General features: G+C 72.3%; 22 protein-coding genes and 1 pseudogene. 13 read left to right on the forward strand and 10 right to left on the reverse strand.

What is annotated here, in order from left to right:
- The 4 genes from RIN80_RS15315 to RIN80_RS15330 form a co-directional block, all read right to left on the reverse strand.
- On the reverse strand, positions 1 to 1,041 hold a 1,041-nt coding region (locus RIN80_RS15315; protein WP_309096143.1), incomplete at its 3' end, for a hypothetical protein.
- The gene (locus RIN80_RS15320; RefSeq protein ID WP_309096144.1) at positions 1,023 to 1,772 is read right to left on the reverse strand and encodes an ATP-binding cassette domain-containing protein; all 750 of its coding nucleotides are present in this window, start codon (positions 1,770 to 1,772) and stop codon (positions 1,023 to 1,025) included. The genes RIN80_RS15320 and RIN80_RS15315, both read right to left, overlap by 19 nt.
- Before the next feature lie 208 nt (positions 1,773 to 1,980).
- Positions 1,981 to 3,348 carry an aspartate aminotransferase family protein gene (locus RIN80_RS15325; RefSeq protein WP_309096162.1) on the reverse strand — a complete coding sequence of 456 codons (1,368 nt, stop codon included), beginning with the start codon at positions 3,346 to 3,348 and terminating at the stop codon, positions 1,981 to 1,983.
- 13 nt (positions 3,349 to 3,361) lie between these two features.
- Entirely contained in the window at positions 3,362 to 3,901 is a 540-nt protein-coding gene (locus RIN80_RS15330) for an Lrp/AsnC family transcriptional regulator (protein WP_094055798.1), read from the reverse strand.
- A gap of 164 nt (positions 3,902 to 4,065) precedes the next feature.
- On the opposite strand from RIN80_RS15330, the gene RIN80_RS15335 reads away from it, so the two are divergent.
- Together RIN80_RS15335 and RIN80_RS15340 are read left to right on the forward strand one after the other, a co-directional pair.
- Positions 4,066 to 5,505, forward strand: a complete 1,440-nt coding sequence (locus RIN80_RS15335) for a gamma-aminobutyraldehyde dehydrogenase (RefSeq protein ID WP_309096145.1) — start codon at positions 4,066 to 4,068, stop codon at positions 5,503 to 5,505.
- Between the two features lie 105 nt (positions 5,506 to 5,610).
- Positions 5,611 to 6,138: a hypothetical protein gene (locus RIN80_RS15340; RefSeq protein WP_309096146.1), complete on the forward strand. Its 528-nt coding sequence runs from the start codon at positions 5,611 to 5,613 to the stop codon at positions 6,136 to 6,138.
- Positions 6,139 to 6,245: 107 nt separating this feature from the next.
- On the opposite strand, the gene RIN80_RS15345 is transcribed toward RIN80_RS15340, so the two are convergent.
- Both RIN80_RS15345 and RIN80_RS15350 read right to left on the reverse strand, forming a co-directional pair.
- Positions 6,246 to 7,004, reverse strand: a complete 759-nt coding sequence (locus RIN80_RS15345; RefSeq protein ID WP_309096147.1) for a glycerophosphodiester phosphodiesterase — start codon at positions 7,002 to 7,004, stop codon at positions 6,246 to 6,248.
- Positions 6,989 to 8,050, reverse strand: a complete 1,062-nt coding sequence (locus tag RIN80_RS15350) for an adenosine deaminase (protein ID WP_309096148.1) — start codon at positions 8,048 to 8,050, stop codon at positions 6,989 to 6,991. The genes RIN80_RS15345 and RIN80_RS15350 overlap by 16 nt, the downstream gene beginning before the upstream one ends.
- A 412-nt stretch (positions 8,051 to 8,462) precedes the next feature.
- On the opposite strand from RIN80_RS15350, the gene RIN80_RS15355 reads away from it, so the two are divergent.
- Positions 8,463 to 9,083 carry a DUF4190 domain-containing protein gene (locus RIN80_RS15355; protein ID WP_309096149.1) on the forward strand — a complete coding sequence of 207 codons (621 nt, stop codon included), beginning with the start codon at positions 8,463 to 8,465 and terminating at the stop codon, positions 9,081 to 9,083.
- A gap of 69 nt (positions 9,084 to 9,152) precedes the next feature.
- Positions 9,153 to 9,617 carry a DUF4190 domain-containing protein gene (locus RIN80_RS15360; RefSeq protein ID WP_309096150.1) on the forward strand — a complete coding sequence of 155 codons (465 nt, stop codon included), beginning with the start codon at positions 9,153 to 9,155 and terminating at the stop codon, positions 9,615 to 9,617.
- Between the two features lie 48 nt (positions 9,618 to 9,665).
- On the opposite strand, the gene RIN80_RS15365 is transcribed toward RIN80_RS15360, so the two are convergent.
- Positions 9,666 to 10,241, reverse strand: coding sequence for an NADAR family protein (locus RIN80_RS15365; RefSeq protein ID WP_309096151.1), 576 nt, complete (start codon positions 10,239 to 10,241; stop codon positions 9,666 to 9,668).
- A 200-nt stretch (positions 10,242 to 10,441) separates the two neighbouring features.
- On the opposite strand from RIN80_RS15365, the gene RIN80_RS15370 reads away from it, so the two are divergent.
- From RIN80_RS15370 to RIN80_RS15400, 7 genes are all read left to right on the forward strand, one after another.
- Positions 10,442 to 11,977: a gamma-aminobutyraldehyde dehydrogenase gene (locus tag RIN80_RS15370; RefSeq protein ID WP_309096152.1), complete on the forward strand. Its 1,536-nt coding sequence runs from the start codon at positions 10,442 to 10,444 to the stop codon at positions 11,975 to 11,977.
- Between the two features lie 56 nt (positions 11,978 to 12,033).
- Positions 12,034 to 13,281 carry a spermidine/putrescine ABC transporter substrate-binding protein gene (locus RIN80_RS15375; protein ID WP_309096153.1) on the forward strand — a complete coding sequence of 416 codons (1,248 nt, stop codon included), beginning with the start codon at positions 12,034 to 12,036 and terminating at the stop codon, positions 13,279 to 13,281.
- A 5-nt stretch (positions 13,282 to 13,286) separates the two neighbouring features.
- The gene (locus tag RIN80_RS15380) at positions 13,287 to 14,432 is read left to right on the forward strand and encodes an ABC transporter ATP-binding protein (protein WP_309096154.1); all 1,146 of its coding nucleotides are present in this window, start codon (positions 13,287 to 13,289) and stop codon (positions 14,430 to 14,432) included.
- Positions 14,432 to 15,361 (forward strand): ABC transporter permease, encoded by a 930-nt coding sequence (locus RIN80_RS15385; protein ID WP_309096155.1) that lies wholly within the window; start codon positions 14,432 to 14,434, stop codon positions 15,359 to 15,361. Before RIN80_RS15380 ends, RIN80_RS15385 begins: the two co-directional genes overlap by 1 nt.
- Positions 15,362 to 16,162 (forward strand): ABC transporter permease, encoded by an 801-nt coding sequence (locus RIN80_RS15390; RefSeq protein ID WP_309096156.1) that lies wholly within the window; start codon positions 15,362 to 15,364, stop codon positions 16,160 to 16,162.
- A gap of 18 nt (positions 16,163 to 16,180) precedes the next feature.
- Positions 16,181 to 17,599, forward strand: coding sequence for an FAD-dependent oxidoreductase (locus RIN80_RS15395; protein WP_309096157.1), 1,419 nt, complete (start codon positions 16,181 to 16,183; stop codon positions 17,597 to 17,599).
- A 160-nt stretch (positions 17,600 to 17,759) separates the two neighbouring features.
- The gene (locus tag RIN80_RS15400; protein WP_309096158.1) at positions 17,760 to 18,215 is read left to right on the forward strand and encodes a hypothetical protein; all 456 of its coding nucleotides are present in this window, start codon (positions 17,760 to 17,762) and stop codon (positions 18,213 to 18,215) included.
- Between the two features lie 3 nt (positions 18,216 to 18,218).
- On the opposite strand, the gene RIN80_RS15405 is transcribed toward RIN80_RS15400, so the two are convergent.
- The 3 genes and pseudogenes from RIN80_RS15405 to gabT all read right to left on the reverse strand — a co-directional run bounded on the left by RIN80_RS15405 (position 18,219) and on the right by gabT (position 20,889).
- Positions 18,219 to 18,893: a phosphatase PAP2 family protein gene (locus RIN80_RS15405; RefSeq protein WP_309096163.1), complete on the reverse strand. Its 675-nt coding sequence runs from the start codon at positions 18,891 to 18,893 to the stop codon at positions 18,219 to 18,221.
- Between the two features lie 273 nt (positions 18,894 to 19,166).
- Positions 19,167 to 19,391 (reverse strand): annotated as a pseudogene (locus RIN80_RS15410) (phosphoesterase); the annotation flags it as partial.
- Positions 19,392 to 19,554: 163 nt separating this feature from the next.
- Positions 19,555 to 20,889, reverse strand: a complete 1,335-nt coding sequence (gene gabT, locus RIN80_RS15415) for a 4-aminobutyrate--2-oxoglutarate transaminase (RefSeq protein ID WP_309096159.1) — start codon at positions 20,887 to 20,889, stop codon at positions 19,555 to 19,557.
- A 253-nt stretch (positions 20,890 to 21,142) separates the two neighbouring features.
- Between gabT and RIN80_RS15420 the strand changes: the two genes are divergently transcribed.
- On the forward strand, positions 21,143 to 23,272 hold the full coding sequence (locus RIN80_RS15420; protein WP_309096160.1) for an ATP-binding protein: 2,130 nt from the start codon (positions 21,143 to 21,145) through the stop codon (positions 23,270 to 23,272).
- 132 nt (positions 23,273 to 23,404) lie between these two features.
- A complete protein-coding gene (locus RIN80_RS15425) occupies positions 23,405 to 25,078 on the forward strand; it encodes a PucR family transcriptional regulator (RefSeq protein WP_309096161.1) in 1,674 nt (557 codons plus the stop codon).

The following is a 25,078-nucleotide window of genomic DNA, read 5'->3' on the forward strand; positions in this document are numbered from 1 at the left end:
GCCGGCCGGATCGCCGTAGGGAATGACCGCGCTCACGGCGTCGCGCGCCGCGGCGTCCGCGAGCGCACTCACGCTGCCGCCGGAGCCGGAGCCGGAGCCGGAGCCGGAGCCGGAGCCGGAGCCGGAGTCAGGGCCGGAGCCGGAGGCGGGCCGAGAACCGGAGCGGGAGCCGGATTCCGCACCGGCATGGGAACCGGAACCGAGGCCCGAGCCCGCGTCGGAGGTGACGCCTGCACCGGAGCCGGAGCCCGCACCGGAGGTGACGCCCGGACCGGAGCCAGAGTCGGTGCCGGAGCCGGAGCCGGAGCCGGAGCCGGAGCCGGTGCCGGTCGTCGCCGCCCTGGCCGGTTCGCCCGTGCGTGCCTGCGGCGGAGTGCCCTGCGGCGCGGAGTCGGCCGGACCGCCCGGCACGGGCCGGACGATCTGCCGTCCGAACCGGCCGTACGCCCCGAAGGTCTCGCGCTTGCTGTCACGGCGGTACGCGCCGAAGCGGCCGTACATCCTGGACGGCCGGGGCGCGGCCGGTCCCGCCTCCCTCGGGCGCAGGCCCAGCGCCGCGGCCGCCGACGCGCCGACGGGCACGATCGCGAGCAGCGTCAGGGTGCCCGCCAGCGGCAGGGGCTGGTCGGAGGCGAGGCGCCCGGCGGCCGCCCCGTCGAAGGGCAGACCCGACAGATCGCCCCGCAGATGCAGGAAGACGAGCAGGGCCAGCATCGAGCCGAGCGTGCAGGACAGGGCGGTCGTCGCGGCCGACACGGCCATCAGGCGCAGCGGGCCGAGGCCGATCGCGGAGAGGCCGGGGCGGGGTTTCGTGGCGGGGTCGGTGCGCGCCACCGCGACGGCGAAGTAGATCGTGGCGGCCAGCGGGGCGGCGCACCACGCCAGCCGTGTCAGGGACTCGGCGGTGGCGCCGGGGTGGCCCAGGGCGTGGCCCAGGGCGCACAGGAACAGGAAGCTCGTGCCCGCCGAGGCCGCCGCGACGAGGAGGCGGCGCAGGTGGACGGCGGGGTGGGCGCCGCGGGTCAGACGGAGAGCGAGCACGCGGCCCGGCCTTCCGCCTCGGCGGTCTCGGCGACCGGCGGCAGGTGCACCGTCTGGACGCGCCGCCCGTCGAGCAGCGACACGGTGCGGTCGGCGAGCGCCGCGGTGTCGGGGTCGTGGGTGGCCAGGACCACGGTGATGCCGTGGGAGCGGGCCGCCGTGGTGAGGGTGCGCAGCACATGGGCGCGGTCGGCGCGGTGCAGGGGCGCCGTGGGCTCGTCGGCGAACAGGACCGAGGGAGCGGTGGCGAGCGCGCGGGCGATGCAGACCCGCTGGCGCTCGGCCTGCACCAGCTGGTGCGGGCGCTTGCGGGCGCCGTCGCCGATGTCCAGACGCTCCAGCCACTCCAGGGCCGCGGTCTTGGCGCGGCGGCGGCCCGTGCCGCGCAGCATCAGCGGCAGGGCGGTGTTCTCCCAGGCGTTGAGCTCCGGGACCAGCGAGGGGGCCGGGTCGATCCAGCCGAAGCGGTCGCGGCGCAGCCGTTCCCGGGTGAGCGGGCCCATGGTGTGGACGGGCACGCTGTTGAACCAGACCTCGCCGCGCCGCACGGGCACCAGGCCGGACAGGCACCGCAGCAGGGTCGTCTTGCCGCTGCCGCGCGGGCCGCTGACGGCGAGGATCTCGCCCTCGCGGACGCCGAGCGAGACACCGCAGAGCGCGGGCGAGCCGTCGTCGTGCTGGAAGTGCAGGGCGCGTGCCCAGAGCACGTCGTCGTCCGGCTTGGCCTCCATGGGCGCACACCTCGGTTCAGATCCGTAGTTCCCGTGCCGTCCCCCGTGCGGGGGAACGAAGGCAGGGCCGATCGGTCACTGGGCACGCTAGGCAGAAAGGCGGCTCGGCTCTGGACAGCACGCGGCCCCGGACCGCCGTTTCTCACTCGAACGGGCGGCACCGGGGCCGGTGTTGATCATCCAGGCAGACGATCGGAGCGACGGCCGGTCAGAGCTTGGTCCAGGCCTCCGAGAGGGTGGCCCGCAGGATCTGCTCGATCTCGTCGAACGTCGACTGGTCCGAGATCAGCGGCGGGGCGAGCTGGACGACCGGGTCGCCACGGTCGTCGGCCCGGCAGTACAGGCCGTTCTCGTACAGCTTCTTGGAGAGGAAGCCGTACAGCACGCGCTCGGTCTCGTCCGCGTCGAAGGACTCCTTGGTGGCCTTGTCCTTGACGAGTTCGATGCCGTAGAAGAAGCCGTTGCCGCGGACGTCGCCGACGATCGGCAGGTCGTGCAGCTTCTCCAGGGTGGCGCGGAAGTCGGCCTCGTTGTCCAGGACGTGCTGGTTGAGGTTCTCGCGCTCGAACAGGTCGAGGTTGGCCAGGCCCACGGCGGCGGAGACCGGGTGGCCGCCGAAGGTGTAGCCGTGCAGGAAGGTGTTGTCGCCCTTGTAGAACGGCTCGGCCAGGCGGTCGGAGATGATGCAGGCGCCGATCGGGGAGTAGCCCGAGGTCATGCCCTTGGCGCAGGTGATCATGTCCGGCACGTAGTCGAACTTGTCGCAGGCGAAGTACGTGCCCAGGCGGCCGAAGGCGCAGATGACCTCGTCCGAGACGAGCAGCACGTCGTGCCGGTCGCAGATCTCGCGCACGCGCTGGAAGTAGCCGGGCGGGGGCGGGAAGCAGCCGCCCGCGTTCTGCACCGGCTCCAGGAAGACCGCGGCGACCGTGTCCGGGCCCTCGAAGAGGATCTGCTGCTCGATCTGGTCGGCGGCCCAGCGACCGAAGGCCTCGGGGTCGTCACCGAAGAGGGGGGCGCGGTAGATGTTGGTGTTCGGGACCTTGTGGGCGCCCGGCACGAGGGGCTCGAACGGCGCCTTCAGGGCGGGCAGACCGGTGATGGACAGGGCGCCCTGCGGGGTGCCGTGGTACGCGACGGCGCGGGATATGACCTTGTGCTTGGTGGGCTTGCCGACCAGCTTGAAGTACTGCTTGGCGAGCTTCCAGGCGGTCTCGACGGCCTCGCCGCCACCGGTGGTGAAGAAGACCTTGTTCAGGTCGCCCGGCGCGTGGTGGGCCAGGCGCTCGGCCAGCTCGATCGCCTTGGGGTGGGCGTACGACCACACGGGGAAGAACGCCAGCTCCTGCGCCTGCTTGAAGGCGGTCTCGGCCAGCTCGACGCGGCCGTGCCCGGCCTGCACCACGAACAGGCCGGCGAGGCCGTCCAGGTAGCGCTTGCCCTGGTCGTCGTAGATGTACGTGCCCTCGCCCCGGACGATGGTGGGGACGGGGGCCTTCTCGTACGACGACATGCGCGTGAAGTGCATCCACAGGTGGTCGTACGCGGACTGGGAGAGGTCCTTGCTCACGGCTATCGGGTCCTCACGGTTATCGGGTTCCCCACATGTAGGTCTGCTTCTTGAGCTTGAGGTAGACGAAGCTCTCGGTGGAGCGCACTCCGGGGACGGCCCGGATGCGTTTGTTGATGACGTCCAGGAGGTGGTCGTCGTCCTCGCAGACGATCTCCACCATCAGGTCGAAGGAGCCTGCGGTCATCACCACGTACTCGCACTCGGACATGGCCGTCAGCGCGTCGGCGACCGACTCCACGTCCCCCTCGACGTTGACGCCGACCATCGCCTGTCTGCGGAAGCCCACGGTGAGCGGGTCCGTGACGGCGACGATCTGCATCACGCCCTGGTCGAGCAGCTTCTGGACGCGCTGGCGCACGGCCGCCTCGGACAGGCCGACGGCCTTGCCGATGGCGGCGTACGGCCGGCGGCCGTCCTCCTGCAGCTGCTCGATGATGGCGAGGGAGACGGCGTCCAGCTGGGGCGAGCTGCCGTTCCTGGACTCGCGGGAGGGCTCGCGGTGCTCCCGCGAGCCCTTCTGGTCTGCGCTTCGACTGGCCACGGGGTCACTGTGCACGAGGTCTCGACACTTCCGCAAGCCTCGATCGATGAAATCCGTTGTTTGGGTCGCCCAGTCCTGCGGATTCCGTATGAGTGAAGGGAGCGGGGGTGTTGAAAACGTGGGTCGGCCGACTAGGGTGGGTGTCTCAAGTAATGGACATCCGAACTGGAGGGCCGGCAGTGAGCACCGAGCTGCGTCGTCTGCGCAACTACATCGGCGGTGAGTTCCGGGACGCCGCCGACGGACGGACCACCGAGGTGGTCAATCCCGCGACGGGCGAGGCGTACGCGACCGCTCCGCTGTCCGGGCAGGCGGACGTGGACGCCGCGATGGCGGCGGCCGCCGAGGCCTTCCCCGGCTGGCGCGACACCACGCCCGCCGAGCGCCAGAAGGCCCTGCTGAAGATCGCGGACGCCTTCGAGGAGCGCGCCGAGGAGCTGATCGCGGCCGAGGTGGAGAACACGGGCAAGCCCGTCGGGCTGACCCGCTCCGAGGAGATCCCGCCGATGGTCGACCAGATCCGCTTCTTCGCGGGTGCCGCGCGGATGCTGGAGGGCCGCTCGGCCGGCGAGTACATGGAGGGCCTGACCTCCATCGTCCGCCGCGAGCCGGTCGGCGTCTGCGCGCAGGTCGCGCCGTGGAACTACCCGATGATGATGGCCGTGTGGAAGTTCGCCCCGGCGATCGCGGCGGGCAACACGGTCGTGCTGAAGCCGTCCGACACCACCCCGGCCTCCACGGTCCTGATCGCGGAGATCCTCGGCGGGATCCTGCCCAAGGGCGTCTTCAACGTCATCTGCGGCGACCGCGAGACCGGCCGCATGATGGTCGAGCACCCGGTCCCGGCCATGGCCTCCATCACCGGCTCGGTGCGCGCCGGCATCCAGGTCGCCGAGTCCGCCTCCAAGGACGTCAAGCGCGTCCACCTGGAGCTGGGCGGCAAGGCCCCGGTCGTGGTCTTCGAGGACACCGACATCGCCAAGGCCGTCGAGGACATCTCGGTCGCGGGCTACTTCAACGCCGGCCAGGACTGCACGGCCGCCACGCGCGTGCTGGTCCACGAGTCCATCCACGACGAGTTCGTCTCCGCGCTCGCGAAGGCCGCCGCCGACACCAAGACGGGGCAGCCGGACGACGAGGACGTGCTGTACGGGCCGCTGAACAACCCCAACCAGCTCAAGCAGGTCGAGGGCTTCATCGAGCGCCTGCCCGCCCACGCGCGCGTGGAGGCCGGCGGCAAGCGGGTCGGCGACCAGGGCTACTTCTACGCGCCGACCGTCGTCTCGGGCCTGAAGCAGGACGACGAGATCATCCAGAACGAGGTCTTCGGGCCGGTCATCACCGTGCAGTCCTTCCGCGACGAGGACCAGGCGGTGGAGTGGGCCAACGGCGTGGAGTACGCGCTCGCCTCCTCGGTGTGGACCAAGGACCACGGCCGCGCCATGCGGATGAGCAAGAAGCTCGACTTCGGCTGCGTGTGGATCAACACGCACATCCCGCTGGTCGCGGAGATGCCGCACGGCGGCTTCAAGAAGTCCGGCTACGGCAAGGACCTGTCGGCGTACGGCTTCGACGACTACACGCGCATCAAGCACGTGATGACGTCGCTGGACGCGTAGTCACAGTTCGGTTCCGACGGCCCCGGGCTCTGCCGCCGCCCGGGGCCGTTCGTCTGCCCGCCCACCCGTTTTTGAACATGTTCAACAAGGGCGTAGAGTGCCGCCATGAGCGACAGAGCCGCCCTGCTGAAGGGCATCCGCGCGTGGCTGGTCTTCTTCGTCGTGTGCCTGGTGCTCAGCGGCGCCACGGCCTTTCCCCTGGTCCACGAACTGCGCTGGACCGAGGACCTGCTGCACGCGCTGTCCGTGGGCGACCACCTGCCCGGCCTGACGGACTGGATCGAGCGGGTCCGGGCCGGGCTCGACGAGGCCGACGCCGAGTACCCCTTCCTCCTCTACGGCACGGACTGGCTGGCCTTCGCGCACCTGGTGATCGCGGTCGCCTTCTACGGGCCCTACCGCGACCCGGTCCGCAACGTCTGGGTCGTCGAGTTCGGGATGATCGCCTGCGCCGGCGTCATCCCGCTCGCCCTGATCTGCGGACCGATCCGCGGCATCCCCCTGTGGTGGTCGGTGATCGACATGGCGTTCGGCGTGCTCGGAGTGATCCCGCTGTACGTGGTGCGGCGGCGGATCAAGCGGCTGGAGGCGCTGACCGCGCCGGTGGCGGCCGTCCCGGTACCGGGCGGGTGAACCGGAAACCGCCGTCCGGGCCTTCGGCGAGACCAGTCGGCCGGGCGTGACCCGTCACGGCCTCGTCCGCGGCACCGGCCCGCACGGGGCGCCGGTGCCGCGGCACCTCACGCGCGCGACCCCGGCCGATCCGGCGGCGGTGCCGCGGCGCTCGCACGCGCGGCGCACAGCACGTCGACGCGGTTGGTCGTGATCGCGTCCACGCCCGCGTCCAGCAGGCGCCGCATGGAGCGACGCGTGTCGGGGGTCCAGACCGACAGCAGGTAGCCGTCGGCGTGGACCCGGTCGGCGAGCGGGCGGTCCACCAGCGGGAACCGGTAGTTGAGCCAGCGCGGGCGGATCGCCTCCAGCAGCACGGGCCGCGGCGGGGCCAGGGTCGTCCAGGTGAGGGCGATCTCGGCTCCCTGGTCCGCCGCGCGCACGGCGAGCATGGTGTCGGCGCCCGCGCAGTAGTAGACGCGGTCCGCCGCCCCGGCCTCCCCGACGGCGTCCATCACCCGGCGCACCGCCCGCACGCCGGGCGAGCCGGGCAGGTCGATCAGCACGCGGTGCCCGTCGGTGGCGCAGAGCGCCTCCGTCAGGGCCGGCACCTCACCGCCGGTCAGGCCGCGCACCTCGGCCCAGGACAGGGCGAGCACCGGACGCTCGTGCCCCCAGAGCCGTTTGAGCGTCGCGTCGTGCAGCAGCACCGGCACGCCGTCCCGGGTGAGCCGTACGTCGACCTCCACCGCGTCCGCGCCCCGGGCCAGCGCGGACCTGAGCGAGGCGACGGTGTTCTCGCGGACGCGGTAGGGGTCGCCCCGGTGGGCCACGGCGGTCACCGGCCGCCCGGGGCGCTGGGCGAAGGACGTCACCGGGCGAGCCATCCGGCGGTGTACGTGTCGATCTCGCCCTTGATCCGGGCCTTGCCGGCGTCGTCCAGGAAGGACACCTCCACGGCGTTCTTCGCGAGGTCGGCCAGGCCGCGCTCGTCGAGGCCGAGGAGACGGGCGGCGACCGCGTACTCGTTCCGCAGGTCGGTGCCGAACATCGGCGGGTCGTCGGAGTTGATCGTGATGACGACCCCGGCCCGCGCGAACTCCTTGACCGGGTGCTCGTCCAGGGTGCGGACCGCCCGAGTGGCGATGTTCGAGGTCGGGCACACCTCCAGCGCGATCCGGTGCTCGGCGAGGTGCGCGAGCAGCCTCGGGTCCTGCGCCGAGCTGGTGCCGTGGCCGATGCGCTCGGCCCGCAGGTGCGTCAGCGCGTCCCAGACCGTCTCCGGGCCGGTGGTCTCGCCGGCGTGCGGCACGGAGTGCAGCCCGGCCGCGATCGCGCGGTCGAAGTAGGGCTTGAACTGCGGCCGGGGCACACCCACCTCCGGACCGCCGAGCCCGAAGGAGACCAGGCCCTCCGGGCGCAGCCGGTCGTCGGTGGCGAGCCGGGTCGTCTCCTCGGCGGCCTCCAGGCCGGCCTCGCCGGGGATGTCGAAGCACCAGCGCAGCACGGTGCCGAACTCGGCCTCGGCGGCCTTGCGGGCGTCCTCGATCGCGTCCATGAAGGCCCGCTCGTCGATGCCGCGCCGGGTGGACGAGAACGGCGTGATGGTCAGCTCGGCGTACCGCACCTGCTGCCGGGCCAGCTCCCGGGCCACCTCGTAGGTCAGCAGCCGGACGTCCTCCGGGGTGCGGATCAGGTCGACGACCGACAGGTAGACCTCGATGAAGTGCGCGAAGTCGGTGAAGGTGAAGTAGTCGGCCAGGGCCTCGGGGTCGGTCGGCACCTTCGAGTCGGGGTGCCGGGCGGCCAGCTCGGCAACGATCCGGGGAGAGGCGGAGCCCACGTGGTGCACGTGCAGTTCGGCCTTGGGCAGTCCGGCGATGAAGGCCTGCAGGTCGCGAGGGGCCTGGGGGTCGACGAGATGCTCGGTCAAGGGTTCCTCCCCGGAACGGCGCCGGGCCGGCACGAAGGCGGCGGGCGCGGGTGATCGGCTGATCGATGACTCGGGTCTCATCCTAGGCCGGGTCCGCGAGGTCCCTCCCGCCTCGCGACGCCCGGCACACGCCCTCGCCGCACCGGACACCGTCCCGAGTGCGCCCGGGTACGACGGACTGCGCCCGGCACGCCGAGGGCGCCACCGGACGCCTAGGGGACCGCCCCCCGGGCGGACGGAAGGACCGTGCGGACCCGGTCCGGGCGGGGGAGCGGCGCCCCGCGGGGCTCGGGGCCGGGCCGGCCTTCGGCCGCGCCGCCGGCGTGCGGTCGATCCCCGCCGCACCCGCCCTGTGGCCCGCGCCGGACGGCCCGTAGCATGGCGACACGAACGACCCAGGGGGGATGCACAGATGACGGACCCGACGCAGCCCGGCGCAGGCGGCGGCCACGACCCGTGGGCGCCCCCGGAGCACAAGCCGTCGCTCGACAAGGACCGGCCGCCCACCCAGGGGCCGCCCTCCGTGCACGACCAGGCCACGGTCACCTCGATGCCCGCCGCCGGCTTCACCCCGCCCGCCGGCACCCCCCAGTACGACACCTCCGGCACCGGCGCGGTCCCGCCCCCGCCCGTCGCTCCCGGCGGCTACGGATACCCCGGCTACCCCCAGTCCGGCTACGGCTGGCCCGGCATGCCCGCGGCGCCGCAGAACGGCATGGGCATCGCCGCGATGGTGCTCGGCATCGTCTCCTGCACGCTGTTCTGCCTGTACGGCGTGGTCTCCCTGGTCACCGGCATCCTCGCCGTCGTCTTCGGCATCAAGGGCCGCAAGCGCGCCGAGGCCGGTGTGGCCACCAACCACGGGCAGGCCCAGGCGGGTCTGATCATGGGCATCATCGGGATCATCCTCGGCATCACCGTGATCGTCCTGATCGCGGTCGGCATCACGGCCGCCATCAACAGCGACGACTACGACGAGGACCCGTACTACGGCGCCCTGCGCCCCGCCGTCACCGCCCCGGCCCTGCGCTGAAACTTCCGTACTCCCCGGCCGACTTGGCCACTACGATTCCCTGGTCTGACAACGGAGGGGAGCTCGTCCATGTCCAACACCAATCCCACGCCCGGTGGCTTCGGCCCACCGGCCCAGCCTCCGCAGCAGCCGGCCCCCGGCTACGGCTACCCCCAGCAGTCCGGGCCGGGCTACGGCTACCCCCAGGGCGGCCCCGGCTACCCGGCCGCTCCGCCGGTGGCCTACCCGCAGGCCGCCGGCTACGGGATGCCCGCGCAGCCGAGCAACGGCATGGGAACCACGGGCCTGGTGCTGGGCATCATCGGCGTGGTGTGCAGCGTGACCTTCCTGCTGTGGTTCTTCGGCGTGATCCTCGGCATCCTGGCGATCATCTTCGGCGCCGTCGGCCGGGGCAAGGCCACCCGCGGTGAGGCCACCAACAAGGGCGCGGCGACCGCCGGCCTGGTCTGCGGCATCATCGCCACCGTGATCCTGCCGCTGCTGGGCTTCCTGCTGTTCGCCTCGATCATGGGAGGGCTCGGCGCGGCTTCCTGAGCCGAGCCCACAGTCACCGAGGGGGCCGGTCCCGGACCGGCCCCCTGCTCATGCCCCGGCCGACCGCAGTCGCTCCCGCGCCGCCATCAGCGCGAAGCCCAGCAGATTCGGCCCCCGCCACCGCTCCGGATCCATCGCCGCCTCGTCGTCCGCGGCCAGCCCGATGCCCCACACCCGGTCCACGGGACTCGCCTCGACCAGCACACGATCGCCCGTGCCCAGCAGAAAGCCCTGGAGTGCCGGATGCGCCCCGAACTTGTGGACGCTGCCCTCCACGACGATCCGGAACCGCTCCCGGGCCCAGATCGTCTCGTCGAACCCGCGCACCAGCCGCCCGGCCTTCTTCGCCCCGGCGGGATGTCCGGCGGCCAGCACGGCACGCTCGGCCGCCGCGTCCTCGAAGAGGCGGGCCTTGGCGGCCATCATCCAGTGCTCCGCCGTCGCGTACTCCACGCCGTCCACCGTGAAATTCGACGGCCACCACTGGCTCAGGCAGCTCGGCCCGATCCGGCCGTCCGGCCGCGGACGGTGCCCCCAGAAATGCAGATACGTGACCCTGGCCCCCGCGCGAACCGCCCTGATCAGTGCCTCCCGCGAGCCGACCGCCCCCGTGATCTCCTCCATGCACGCGAGTCTGGCACGCACCACTGACACAGCGTCCTGCCTTTTCCCGGCGGACTCGACACCTGGTCGACAGATTCCGTCGCGTAACCAAAAATCAACAACGGAATCACTTGTTGGAGTCCCATCCCTCTGTCAGGATCGGCACTCAAATCGAGCCTGAGCCACGCCGGCCCCCTCATGGGGACACGGAGGAGAGCGACATGCACAACCCGGGCAACGCCACCCCGGACCGACTCCCGGCCGAGGAGCGCTTCCGCGAGGGCGCGCAGTACATCGCGGGCCGCCCGACCAGGGGCACCTCCGGCCGTACCCACGCGGTCGTGGACCCGGCGTCGGGCGAGGAGGTCCTGCGCTACGAGCTGGCGGGCACGGCCGACGTCGACCGGGCCGTCGCCGCGGCCCGCGAGGCCTTTCCCGGCTGGGCGGGCACCACCCCCGGCGAGCGGTCCGACGCCCTGCACCGCTTCGCCGCGGTCCTGGCCGACCGGGCCGAGGACTTCGCCCGCGCGGAGTCGCTGCAGTGCGGCAAGCCGCTGAAGCTGACCCGCGAGTTCGACGTCCCCGGGACCATCGACAACACCGCCTTCTTCGCCGGCGCCGCACGGCATCTGCAGGGGCAGTCCGCCGGTGAGTACTCCGGCGACCACACCTCCTACGTCCGGCGCGAGCCCATCGGGGTCGTCGGGTCGATCGCGCCCTGGAACTACCCGCTGCAGATGGCCGCCTGGAAGATCCTCCCGGCGATCGCCGCGGGCAACACCATCGTTCTGAAGCCCGCCGAGCTGACCCCGCTGACCTCGCTGCTCTTCGCGCAGGCCGCCACGGACGCCGGGATCCCGGACGGCGTCATCAACATCGTCACCGGCACCGGCAGGGAGGCCGGGGAGCACCTCGTCGGCCACCCCGACGTGGCCATGACCTCCTTCACCGGCTCCACCGCCGTCGGCAAGCGCGTCGCCGAGGTCGCCACCGCCTCGGTCAAGCGCCTCCACCTGGAGCTCGGCGGCAAGGCGCCCTTCGTGGTCTTCGACGACGCCGACCCGGAGGCCGCCGCGCACGGCGCCGTCGCGGGCGCGCTCATCAACACCGGGCAGGACTGCACGGCCGCCACGCGCGCGTACGTGCAGCGGCCGCTGTACGAGGCCTTCGTGGAGCGGACGGCGGCGCTGATGGAGACGGTCCGGCTCGGCGACCCGTTCGCCGCCGGGACCGACCTGGGACCGCTGGTCTCGCACGCCCAGCGCGACCGGGTCGCCGGCTTCGTCGACCGGGCGCGTGCCTACGCGCGCGTGGTGACCGGCGGCGAGGCGCCCGGGGGCGAGCTCGCCAAGGGCGCCTACTACCGTCCCACCCTGATCGCCGACGCGGCCCAGGACAGCGAGGTCGTCCAGTCGGAGATCTTCGGGCCGGTCCTGGTCGTGCTGCCGTTCGACACCGACGACGAGGGGATCGCGCTCGCCAACGACACCCCGTACGGGCTGGCCGCCTCCGCCTGGAGCCGGGACGTGTACCGGGCCAACCGGGCCACGCGCGAGATCAAGGCGGGCTGCGTGTGGGTCAACGACCACATCCCGATCATCAGCGAGATGCCGCACGGCGGCTACAAGTCCTCCGGCTACGGCAAGGACATGTCCGCATACTCGTTCGAGGAGTACACCCAGATCAAGCACGTCATGTTCGACAACACCGCGGTGGCCGCGAAGGACTGGCACCGCACCGTGTTCGGGGACCGATAGCCGTTCGCAGGCCGCCTGACCAACGGCCGTCCACCCTTCGAAAGGGCACCACGCGCATGGAGCAGTACGAGCCCGACCGCCTGTCCCCGGCCCAAGTGGCCGCCCTGCGGCGCAGCCTCACCAACGGCAGGGCCGCCCTCACCCGGCGGTCCCTGCTGCGCGCCTCCACGGGCGGCGCACTCGCCCTCGGCGGTCTGGGGAGCTTGAGCGCCTGCGGCATCCCGGCGGCCGGTCAGTCGCAGGGCGGCGTCCCGGCCGAGGACCGCTCGGCCAAGGAGAAGACGGTGAACTTCTCCAACTGGACCGAGTACATGGACGTCGACGACAGCGGCAAGCACCACCCGACGCTGGAGCAGTTCACGAAGCGCACCGGCGTCAAGGTCAAGTACACCGAGGACATCAACGACAACAACGAGTTCTTCGGCAAGGTCAAGCCGCAGCTCGCCGCGGGCCAGGACACCGGCCGCGACCTGATCGTCCTCACCGACTGGCTGGCCGCCCGCCTGATCCGCCTCGGCTGGGTGCAGAAACTCGACGCGAGCAACCTGCCGCACGCCTACGCCAACCTGTCCGCCCAGTTCCGCAACCCCGACTGGGACCCCGGCCGTGCCTACTCCTACGTCTGGCAGGGCATCTCGACGGTCATCGCGTACAACAAGAAGGCCCTCGACGGCGTCGAGGTGACGTCGATCTCCGACCTGCTCGACAACCCCAAGCTCAAGGGGCGCGTCGGATTCCTGTCGGAGATGCGCGACAGCGTCGGCATGACGCTGCTCGACATGGGCAAGGACCCGGCGGACTTCACCGCCGACGACTACGACGCGGCCATCGCCCGCCTGCAGAAGGCCGTCGACAAGGGCCAGATCCGCCGCTTCACCGGCAACGACTACACCTCGGACCTGACCAGCGGCGACTTCGCGGCCTGCGTCGCCTGGGCCGGCGACGTCGTCCAGCTCAAGGCGGACAGCCCCGACATCGACTTCCTCATCCCGGACAGCGGCTACATGACGTCCACGGACAACCTGCTCATCCCCAACAAGGCCCGGCACAAGACGAACGCCGAGCGGCTCATCGACTTCTACTACGAGCCGAAGCCCGCCGCCGAACTGGCCGCGTACATCAACTACGTGTGTCCCGTCGACGGTGTGAAGGCCGAACTGGCGAAGATCGACGAGGACGCGGCGAACAACCCGCTGATCATCCCCGACAAGGCCATGGCGGCCAAGTCGCACGCCTTCCGCTCGCTGAGCTCGAAGGAAGAGACCGAGTTCGAAGAGAAGTTCGCGAAGCTGACGGGGGCGTGACCACCATGACGAACACCACGGACCCGGGCGGCGACGTCCGCCTCACGGGCATCAGCAAGTCCTACGGCGCCTTCACCGCCGTCCATCCGCTCGACCTGACCGTCCCGCAGGGCTCCTTCTTCGCCCTGCTCGGCGCCTCCGGCTGCGGCAAGACCACCACCCTGCGCATGATCGCCGGCCTGGAGGAGCCCTCCGCCGGCACCGTCTTCCTGGGCGACCAGGACGTGACGGCGCTGCCGCCGTACAAGCGGCCGGTGAACACGGTCTTCCAGTCCTACGCCCTCTTCCCGCACCTCGACATCTTCGAGAACGTCGCCTTCGGCCTGCGCCGCCGCGGCCTGAAGTCCGTGAAGAAGCAGGTCGAGGAGATGCTGGAGCTGGTCCAGCTCGGCGAGCAGGCGCGCAAGAAACCGCACCAGCTCTCCGGCGGCCAGCAGCAGCGCGTCGCGGTGGCCCGCGCCCTGATCAACCACCCCAAGGTGCTGCTGCTCGACGAGCCGCTCGGCGCCCTGGACCTGAAGCTGCGCCGCCAGATGCAGCTGGAGCTCAAGCGCATCCAGACCGAGGTCGGCATCACCTTCGTCCACGTCACGCACGACCAGGAGGAGGCCATGACCATGGCCGACACGGTCGCCGTGATGAACGCGGGCCGCGTCGAGCAGCTCGGCTCCCCGGCCGATTTGTACGAGAACCCGCGCACCACGTTCGTCGCCAACTTCCTCGGCACCTCCAACTTCATCGAGGCCGAGATCGACTCGAGAAGCGGCGAGGAGATCGTGCTGAAGGCGGGCGGCGGCAAGCTGGTCCTGCCCGAGGCGCGCTGTTCGGCGCCCACGAGCACCGGCGGCAAGGTGCTGGTCGGGGTCCGCCCGGAGAAGATCTCCCTCACCCACGCGGACGACGCCGGCGAGATCCCGGCGGGCCGCAACCGCATCACCGGCCGGATCGCGGACTCCAGCTTCATCGGCGTCTCGACGCAGTACGTCGTCGACAGCCCGGTCTGCCCGGACTTCGAGGTCTACGCCCAGAACATCGACCGCGACCCCCGGCTCGTGCCCGGCGCCGAGGTCGTCCTGCACTGGAACCCGGCCCACACCTTCGGCCTGGACGCCGCCCAGGACGCCGAGGCCGGAGTGGAAGAGGCGGCCTGATGTCGACACTCACCGAGGCGCCACCGCCCCTCGCGCCGGACGCACCCGGGCCGAAGCCCGCCAGGCGCCGGGGCCGGCTGACCCCGTACTGGCTGCTGCTGCCGGGCATCCTGTGGCTGCTGGTCTTCTTCGCACTGCCGATGATCTACCAGGCCTCCACGTCCGTGCAGACGGGCTCCCTGGAGACGGGCTACAGGGTCACCTGGCACTTCGCCACCTACTGGGACGCCCTGTCCGCGTACTGGCCGCAGTTCGTCCGCTCGGTCCTGTACGCGGGCACGGCGACGATCCTGTGCCTGCTGCTGGGCTACCCGCTGGCGTATCTGATCGCCTTCCGGGCGGGCCGCTGGCGGAACCTCATCATGATCCTGGTGATCGCGCCGTTCTTCACCAGCTTCCTGATCCGCACCCTGGCCTGGAAGACGATCCTCGCGGACGGCGGCCCGCTCGTCGGCGCGCTGAACGCGCTGCACGTCCTGGACGTGACCAGCTGGCTGGGCCTGACCGCCGGGGACCGGGTGCTGGCCACCCCGCTGGCGGTCATCTGCGGCCTGACGTACAACTTCCTGCCGTTCATGATCCTGCCGCTCTACACCTCGCTGGAGCGCATCGACGGCCGGCTCCACGAGGCCGCCGGTGACCTGTACGCCCGGCCCTGGACGACCTTCCGCAAGGTGACCTTCCCGCTGTCGATGCCGGGCGTCGTCTCCGGCACGCTGCTGACCTTCATCCCGGCGGCCGGTGACTACGTCAACGCCGACCTGCTCGGCTCGACCGACACCCGCATGGTCGGCAACGTCATCCAGACGCAGTTCCTCAGAGTGCTCGACTACCCGACGGCAGCGGCACTGTCCTTCATCCTCATGGCGGCCATCCTCCTCATGGTCACCCTCTACATCCGCAGGTCCGGGACGGAGGATCTGGTCTGAATGCCCATCGTCAACCGGCTCAAGAGACATCTCGTCGTCATCGCGGGACTTCTGACCCTCGCCTACCTGCTGCTGCCGAACATCGTCGTGACGGTGTTCTCCTTCAACAAACCGAAGGGGCGCTTCAACTACGAGTGGCAGCAGTTCTCCCTGGACGCCTGGAAGGACCCGTGCGGGGTCTCGGACCTGTGCGGCTCGCTGTCGGTGAGCCTCCAGATCGCGTTCTGGGCGACCCTCGGCGCCACGCTCCTCGGCACGCTCATCGCCTTCGCCCTGGTCCGCTACCGGTTCCGCGCCCGCGGCGCCGTGAACTCGCTGATCTTCCTGCCGATGGCGATGCCCGAGGTCGTCATGGCCGCCTCGCTGCTCACCCTCTTCCTCAACATGGGCGCGCAGCTCGGCTTCTGGACGATCCTCATCGCGCACATCATGTTCTGCCTGAGTTTCGTGGTCACGGCCGTGAAAGCGCGCGTGATGTCGATGGACCCGAAACTGGAGGAGGCGGCGCGGGACCTGTACGCGGGCCCGTTCCAGACCTTCGTCCGGGTCACCCTGCCGATCGCGGCACCGGGTATCGCGGCGGGCGCGCTGCTCGCCTTCGCGCTCTCCTTCGACGACTTCATCATCACCAACTTCAACGCCGGTTCGACCGTGACCTTCCCCATGTTCGTCTGGGGCTCGGCGCAGCGCGGAACGCCCGTCCAGATCAATGTCATCGGCACGGCCATGTTCGTCGTCGCCGTCCTGCTCGTCCTGGTTTCCATGGCCGTCGGGAATCGCCGCAACAGACAAAAGGCATAACCGTAGGGAGTTGAAATCATGGCCCCTGGCGCCATGAATCGGTGGACTCGTTCGCTCTCCGACGCCCAGCCGGTCCCGTACTGGCTGGACGACCCCGGCCGGCCCCGCCCCGAACCCGCCCTCACCACCTCCGAGACCTGCGACCTGCTCGTCGTCGGCGGCGGCTACAGCGGACTGTGGACGGCGCTGATCGCCAAGGAACGCGACCCGCGGCGGGACGTGGTGCTGGTGGAGGGCCGCGAGGTGGGCTGGGCCGCCTCCGGCCGCAACGGCGGGTTCTGCGCCGCCTCCCTCACGCACGGTCTGCCCAACGGCCTCACCCGCTGGCCGGACGAGATCCACACGCTCCAGCGGCTGGGCGCCCGCAACCTCGACGCGATCGAGGCGGCGGTCGCCCGGCACTCCATCGACTGCGACTTCGAACGCACCGGCGAGATCGACGTCGCCACCGAGCCCTACCAGGCTCGGGAACTGCGCGAGTGGCACGAGGAGACGTCCCGCCTGGGCCTCGCCGAGGGCGTCGAGTACCTGGACGCCGACGCCGTACGGGAGCAGGTGGACTCACCCACCTTCCGGGCGGGCCTGTGGGACCGCAGGGGCGTCGCCATGCTGAACCCGGCGAAGCTCGCCTGGGGCCTGAAGCGGGCCTGCGTGGACCTGGGCGTGCGCGTCTACGAGCACACGCCCGCGCTGGAGCTGAGGCCCTACGGCGCGGGCATGGCCGTGCGCACCCCCTACGGCCGGGTCCGCGCCCGCCGGGTCGCCCTCGGCACCAACATCTTCCCGAACCTGGTCCGGCGCGTGCGCGCCTACACCGTCCCGGTCTACGACTACGCCCTCATGACCGAGCCGCTCACCGACGAGCAGCTGGCGTCGATCGGCTGGAAGAACCGCCAGGGCCTCGGCGACGGCGCCAACCAGTTCCACTACTTCCGCCTGTCCGCCGACAACCGGATCCTGTGGGGCGGCTACGACGCGATCTACCCCTACGGCGGCCGCGTCCGCGCCGAGTACGACGACCGCCCCGAGACCTACGCCAAGCTCGCCGGGCACTTCTTCACCTGCTTCCCGCAGCTGGAGGGGGTCCGCTTCTCCCACGCCTGGGGCGGCGCCATCGACACCTGCTCCCGCTTCTCGGCGTTCTTCGGCACCGCCCACCAGGGCAAGGTGGCCTACGCGGCCGGCTACACGGGGCTCGGCGTCGGCGCGACCCGCTTCGGTGCCGAGGTGATGCTGGACCTGCTGGCGGGGGAGCGCACCGAGCGGACCGAGCTGGAGATGGTCCGCAGGAAGCCGCTGCCGTTCCCGCCGGAGCCGTTCGCCTGGACGGGCATCGCCCTCACCAAGTGGTCGCTGGCCCGCGCGGACGCCCGGGGCGGCCGCCGCAACCTGTGGCTGCGCACGATGGACCGGCTGGGTCTGGGCTTCGACAGCTGAACGAGCCGAACCTGCGGGTGTGAGCCGGTTCACTCCAACGAGAGGCCGGAACCCGCGTAATGATCCCGGGGGGACCTCCTTCTCCCTCGTGGCGCCCTCGTGGACGCAGCGCGCGTCCGTGAGAACCACGAGCTTCACGAGAGAGAAGGGGGTCTTCCTCATGACAGGGGCCAAGACAGCGGTCGAGTGGCTCGCATCCGTCGCACCCGACCCGGAGGCCTGCCGCTGGGAGTGGGAGCGCAACCCGCTCGGGGTCGCCCTGCTGCCGGCCGGCAGCGCCTGGGACGTGCTGATCCTGCCCGGCGAACTCGGCTACGCCACGCTCGACGTGCTCAGCCGTGTCCTCGACCAGCCGGGCCCGGTGCTCGTCGACTTCGGCGACGCGCGCATGGGCTTCTTCGTGCCGCCCGGCACCGCGGCCCGCTGGCTCGGCACGGGCATCCGCACCGCGGGCGCCGGCACCTGGATCGTCGTGCCGTACCCGGGCCGTTCCTCGCCCGGTGGCGTCCGCTGGCTGGTCCCGCCGGACGGCTCGGGCCTGCTGACGGACCCCGCGCTGCTGGAACTGGCGATGCACGAGGCGGCGGCCGGGCTGGCGACGGAGAACGGTGACTAGGCGCTACCCGGCGGGCGGCCCGGGCGGCGCCGTCCGCCGCCGTGTGAACAGCCACAGCGGCGCCAGCAGCACCGCGCTCAGACACCAACTGGCCACCACGTCCAGCGGCCAGTGGTAGCCGCGGCGGACCAGGCCGTAGCTCACGCCGAGCACGAGGACGGCGCAGAGGGCGACCAGGACGCGGCGGGCGAGGGCGGTGCGCAGTCCGGGGAGCAGGAGCAGGGTCGCGCCGCCGTAGGCGACGGCTGCCGTGGCGGTGTGACCGGAGGGGTAGTAGCCGGTGCCCGGGGGGACGACCGGCGGGCCCGGGCGGTCGGTGAGTTCCTTCAGCGGGACGACCAGGGTCGGGACCAGCGCCATGAGCAGGGCGGCGGCGACCACCGGCAGCCACCAGCGGCCGGTGCCGTCGCGGTGGCCGCGCACGGCGACGTACCCGAGGGCGACGGCGAGGACCGGGACCGCCACTCCGACGTTGCCCAGGTCCGACAGCAGTTCCGAGAAGCGGTCGGGGTCGACCAGCACCCGGCTGAGCCGCTCGTCGAGCCGCGGCAGCGGGCCGTCGGCGACCACCTGCCAGGTGATCAGGGCGAAGAGCAGGGCGGGGAGGCCGAGCAGCACGACCAGGGTGCCAGGGTGCTCGCGGGACGGGGCGCGTTCCTGGCGCGCGGAGATCGGCATGATGCCCAGCTTGGCACGCGCGCGGACGTCCCCGGGCGGGCCCTGTCGGTGCCGGGTGCGCGAGACTGCCCGGCATGACGGCACCGAACGCGAAGGCGGACCTGCTCCGCTGTCTGCAGGACGCCCGGGACGCGCTGAACTCATCGACGGGAGCACCGGCCTGACACCGGCCGCGGGCAGCCTGCCGGCAGGCGACCGGGCGTGGTGGGAGAGCCACCGGGCCCGGCTGGAGCGGGCCGCGCGGGAGGCGGCTGAGGAGAAGGAAGAAGCGAAGAGGGAGGTCGGCCGCCCCGGAACAGGGGGGGTGGTTCCGAGGCGGCCGTCCGGACCGGAACGTCGCGCGCCCCGGGGGGTTTGGGGCGGGCGACCGTCCGATCGGTGAGGAGCTCCAGAGCCTCAGGCTCCGGTTGTGTGCGCGAGGGCACGACCAGGTCGAAGCTGGGGAGGCCCCGGCCTGATGTCACCCACAGTCCCCTGTGGGCGGGGTGTATCTCTCATCTGGGAAGAACCTACGACAGGGGCAGGACTCAGGACAGGCCGCGGGGCGCCCTGTCATCCACCTCGCACACCTTCTTCACACGCTCTGCCGCTCGCCGCCCCGGTAGCGGAACCGGGGCGGCTCACCTGCCCCGACGAGGGCTCAGATGCGCGCGGCGGAGGGTCAGATGCGGGCGAAGCCCTGCTCGATGATGTCGAGGCCCTCGTTCAGCAGGTCCTCGCCGATCACCAGCGGCGGCAGGAAGCGGAGGACGTTGCCGTAGGTGCCACAGGTCAGGACCAGCAGGCCCTCCTGGTGGCAGGCCTTGGCGAGCGCGGCGGTCGCCTCCGGGTTCGGCTCCTTGGTGGCGCGGTCCTTGACCAGCTCGATGGCGATCATCGCGCCGCGGCCGCGCACGTCGCCGATGATGTCGAACTTCTCCTGCATGGCCGAAAGACGCGCCTTCATCACGGCCTCGATGTCCTTGGCCCTGGCGTTCAGGTCGAGCTCGCGCATGGTCTCGATAGCGCCCAGCGCGCCCGCGCAGGCGACCGGATTGCCGCCGTACGTACCGCCCAGACCGCCCGCGTGCGCGGCGTCCATGATCTCGGCACGCCCGGTCACGGCAGCGAGCGGCAGACCGCCGGCGATGCCCTTGGCGGTCGTGATCAGGTCCGGGACGATCCCCTCGTCCTCGCACGCGAACCACTGGCCCGTGCGGCAGAAGCCGGACTGGATCTCGTCGGCGACGAAGACGATGCCGTGCGCGGAGGCGAACTCCCGGATCGCCGGCAGGAAGCCCTTGGCCGGCTCGATGAAGCCGCCCTCGCCGAGCACCGGCTCGATGATGATGGCGGCGACGTTCTCGGCGCCGACCTGCTTGCTGATCTGGTCGATCGCCTGGGCGGCGGCCTCGGGACCGGCGTTCTCCGGGCCCGTCGGCCAGCGGTAGCCGTACGCCACGGGCACCCGGTACACCTCGGGCGCGAACGGCCCGAAGCCGTGCTTGTACGGCATGTTCTTCGCCGTGAGCGCCATCGTCAGGTTGGTGCGCCCGTGGTACCCGTGGTCGAACACCACGACGGCCTGCCGCTTGGTGTACGCCCGGGCGATCTTCACGGCGTTCTCGACGGCCTCGGCGCCGGAGTTGAACAGCGCGCTCTTCTTGGCGTGGTCACCCGGGGTGAGCTCGGCGAGCGCCTCGGCGACCTCGACGTAGCCCTCGTACGGCGTGACCATGAAACAGGTGTGGGTGAAGTCGGCGAGCTGCGCCGACGCCCGCCGTACGACGGCCTCGGCGGAGGCGCCGACGGACGTCACGGCGATGCCCGAGCCGAAGTCGATCAGGCGGTTGCCGTCGACGTCCTCGATGATCCCGCCGCCCGCGCGCGCGGTGAACACGGGCAGCACGGAGCCCACGCCCTGCGCGACCGCGGCGGTGCGGCGGGCCTGCAGCTCCTGCGACTTCGGGCCGGGAATGGCGGTGACGACACGACGCTCCTGCGGCAGTGCGCTCATGCGGGGCTCCTGGGGTGGTGCGGACGGGCCTGTACAGACACTGTGACTTCTTTTCCCGCAGGCTAGGGCGGGGAAAGGGGGGTGGGCATGCTCCATGTGGGCGTTGTCGGCGCGACGGCTTGTCCGGGGTGGACATGGCGGTCTCGGCCACCCGTGCCCACGACGCGGCCGGGTAAGCGGTGAACTCCCCAGGGGAGGGCGTTAGATTGGCTCGCTGATGGTGGACGGAGCGGCTGGTCAGGGGGCAAGGGCGATGGACAGCGACGGGACGCAGGAGGCCCGGGGCACACATGCGAACCCCGTGCCGCGTCCGGCGGGGCCGCCGGAGGTGCCCGCGGTGCCTCCCCGGCCGCCCCAGGCACCGGCGCCGCCGCTGCCGGACGGGTCGGCCTTCCTCGCCTGGCTGCGCGCGCCCCGGCCGGAGGCCGCGCCGGGCGTGTGGCGCTTCGGGCACCGGCCGCGGCCCGCCGAGGAACTCGACGTCACCCCCACCCGGCAGTTGCTCAGCGGGGCGGTGATCGCGTTCCTGGTGGGGTGGCTGATCTGGTCACTGCTGCAGAACGGGTACCTCGGCAACTGGTGGTGGGTGCCGTTCGACCTGATCGTCCCGGACGCCTGGCGCGGCGCCGACAGTGATCTCGGCGAGACCGGCACGTTCCTGGTGTACCGGGGGTACGAGCTGCTCGTCGCCCTGGCGATCATGGTCTCAGTGGCGCGCCTCGGCCGCTGGGGCGAGGTCTGGCGCCGCTTCGTCGCCGCGCGCTTCCGCCGGCCCGAGGCTCAGGCCGACCCCACGGTGCCCCAGGACGACCCGGCCCAGTGGAACGAGCTGCGCGCCGCCGGTGCCGTGGACGCCGCCGAGCGGCTCGCCGCCGACGCCCGCTGCGGCCTCATGCGGGACGTCGACCACGCCCGGATCCAGCGGGCCTGGCAGGGCGTGCGCACCGGACGGCACAGCCTCGCCACCTTCACCGGCGCGGTGCTGAAGGACGGCGCCGCCGCCTGCCTCCATCCCTCGGGGGAACGCGACCTGCCGGCCAGGCTCGCCCCGCACGACCTGCTCACCGGACAGGTACGGCTGGGCACCGCCGTGGACGACGCCCGCAACCCGTACACCTACCGCGGCGCCGGGCTCGCCCTCGGACCCGACCTGCTGGGCACCTCGCTCGTCGCCGTCGGCCCCGCCGGTTCCGGGAAGACCGGGGCCGTCGTGCGGCCCGTCGCCGAGTCGCTGTGTCTGCATGCCCTGGCCGGACGGGCCGCCGTCGTGGTGGTCGGGGGGGCCGGGGCCGGGCTCGGGCCCGCCGACGCGTATGACGTCGTCGTGCGGATCGGGAACCAGGACTCCGAGTACGACCTCGACCTGTACGGCGGCACCAGCGACCCGGACGAGGCCGCGGCCGTGCTCGCCGAGGGGCTGGTCGGGGATCTCGCCGATCCGCACCCGGGCAGCGACACCCGCCGCTCCACCACGGTGCTCGCGCAGCTGCTCGGGCCGTTCCGCGCCGTTCACGGGCGGTTCCCCTCCGTACCGGAGCTGCGGCAGCTGCTGGACGGGGCGCCGGGGCCGTTCGCCGCGCTGCGGCAGGGGCTGCAGGAGTCCGGTCACGAGTCGCTGCTGCGCGAGCTCGACGCCCGGGAGCGGCAGATGGGGCAGCCCGGAGACGTCGGCGGGGTGCTGGCCGACCGGGTCGCGCTGCTCGACCGGCCCGCCTTCGCGGGTTTCTTCGACACCTCGGGCCAGTCGCGGCCCTTCACGCTGAAGGCCCTCGACCATCCCGTGCGCGTCCGCGTCGACCTGCCCGAGCGCGGGCACGCCGACGCCTCCCGGATGCTCGCGCGGCTGGTGCTCGCCCAGTTCACGGCCAGTGTCGCCGTACGCGAGGACCGGTCGCTGTTCGCCTGCCTGGTGCTCGACGACGCGACCGGGGTCGTGACGCCCGAGGCCGTGCGCGGCATCCAGCGGCTGCGGTCCGGGAACGCCGGTGTCGTGCTGACCCTGCGGACGCTGGACGACGTGGCCCGGCCGCTGCGGGGGCCGCTGCTCGGCGCCACCGGGTGCCGGATGGCGCTGGCGGGGCTCACGCCCTGGGACGGTCAGGACTTCGCCGAGGTGTGGGGCAAGGAGTGGACCGAGGCCCGTGACGTCACCGACCGGCAGATCATCGCCGAGACCCCGGCGGGCAAGGCGCTGCACGCGGTCCGGCGGGTGATCACCGGCAAGGCGCCGACGGCCCGGGCGGTGACCGTCCGGCAGGTCGAGCGCGAGCGCTGGTCCGCCTCGGAACTGGCCCACGCGGTGCCGGCCGGGCACGCGGTGCTGTCGCTGACCACGGTGCAGGGCGAGCACGCGCCGCCCCTGCTGGTGAACCTGCGGGGCTGAGACCTCGACGGGCTGTGCACCCGCGCGGTACGCGCGGACCATACGGTGAGGCAGAATCGTCACAGGTCGTTCATACGCGGCGGCCAAAAGAACACAATGCGCACACCGCCCTGACGCAGACCTGAAGGCCTCATGCCCCCGACGCTCGCCTCGCTCGTCCACCACTCCGCGCTGAAACTGACCGTGCGGGCGGGGGAGGACCGCCTCGACGTGCCGGTCCGCTGGGCGCACGTCAGCGAGCTCGCCGATCCCGTGCCCTACATGGAGGGCGGGGAGCTGCTGCTGATCACCGCGCTCAAGCTGGACGCCGAGGACCCGGAAGCCATGCGGCGCTACGTGCGGCGGCTGGCCGGCGCCGGCGTGGTCGGGCTCGGCTTCGCCGTGGGCGTCAACTACGAGGAGACTCCCCAGGCGCTCGTCGACGCGGCCGAGGAGGAGGGCCTGCCGCTGCTGGAGGTGCCCCGCCGGACCCCGTTCCTCGCCATCAGCAAGGCCGTGTCCGCCGCGATCGCCGCCGACCAGTACCAGGCCGTCACCGCGGGGTTCGCCGCCCAGCGCGAGCTGACCCGGCAGGCGCAGACCGGCGGTCCGGAAGGGCTGCTGGCCGCGCTGGCCGCCCAGGTCGACGGCTGGGCGGCGCTGTACGACGCGTCGGGCGCCGTCGTCGCCGCGGCTCCCGAGTGGGCCGGACGGCGGGCCGCGCGGCTCACCGGCGACGTGCGGCGGCTGCGGGACCGCCCCGCGCCGGCCTCGTCGGTGGTCGGCGGGCCGGAGAACGAGGACCGGGTCGAACTGCACACCGTGGGGACCGGCCGGCGGCCCCGCGCGGCGCTCGCCGTCGGCACCGCCGCCACCCTGGGCACCGCCGAGCGGTACGCCGTCCACTCGGCCATCGCCCTGCTGACCCTCACCACGGAGCGCTCCCGCTCCCTCCAGGCGGCCGAGCAGCGAGTCGGCACCGCGGTGCTGCGCATGCTGCTGGCCGGGGAGCCGGACCACGCGCGGGCGGTCGCCGGGGATCTGTACGGGGGCTTGCTGGACGCGCCGTTCCGGATGCTGGTCGCCGAACGGGTGCCGGTGTCGGCCTCGGCGGCGCTGGCCCGTGCCGAGGCCCGCGCCGCCGCCCCGGCCCCCGACCGGCCCTCCGCCGCAGCGCTCGCCGCGGCCGACACGGGCGGCGACCGGCTGGCGGCGCTCGCCGACGTCCTGGAGTCCGCGGCGGCCCGGGCCGGCGAGGCCGTGCTCGTCGTGCCGGAGGGGGAGCGGCTGGTGGTGCTGGCCGCGGACGGCGGCGCCGCGGCGGCGGCCTGTGCCGAGTACGCGGCGGCCCTGGAGACGGCCCGGACCACGGTGCGCGAGAAGGTGCCGGGCGGCGAGGAGGACGAGCTGGTCGTGGGCCTGTCGGCGCCGGCCGGGCCGATCGCCGCGTCGGCCGCGTACAAGCAGGCCGAGCAGGCCCTGTCGGTGGCCAGGCGGCGCGGTCGCGTCCTGGTGGAGCACGAGCAGATGGCGGCCGGATCCGTGCTGCCGCTGCTCGCGGACGACGCCGTACGGGCGTTCGCCGACGGCATGCTGCGTCCGCTGTACGAGCACGACGCCACGGGACGCGGCGACCTGGTCGCCTCCCTGCGCGCCTGGCTGTCCAAGCACGGCCAGTGGGACGCGGCGGCTGCCGACCTCGGCGTCCACCGCCACACCCTGCGCTACCGCATGCGCCGCGTCGAGGAGATCCTCGGCCGCTCCCTGGACGACCCGGACGCCCGGATGGAGCTCTGGCTGGCGCTGAAGGCGACCGGCACCGACTAG

Source organism: Streptomyces sp., from assembly GCF_031181705.1.
In the GTDB taxonomy this organism is placed as follows: domain Bacteria; phylum Actinomycetota; class Actinomycetes; order Streptomycetales; family Streptomycetaceae; genus Streptomyces.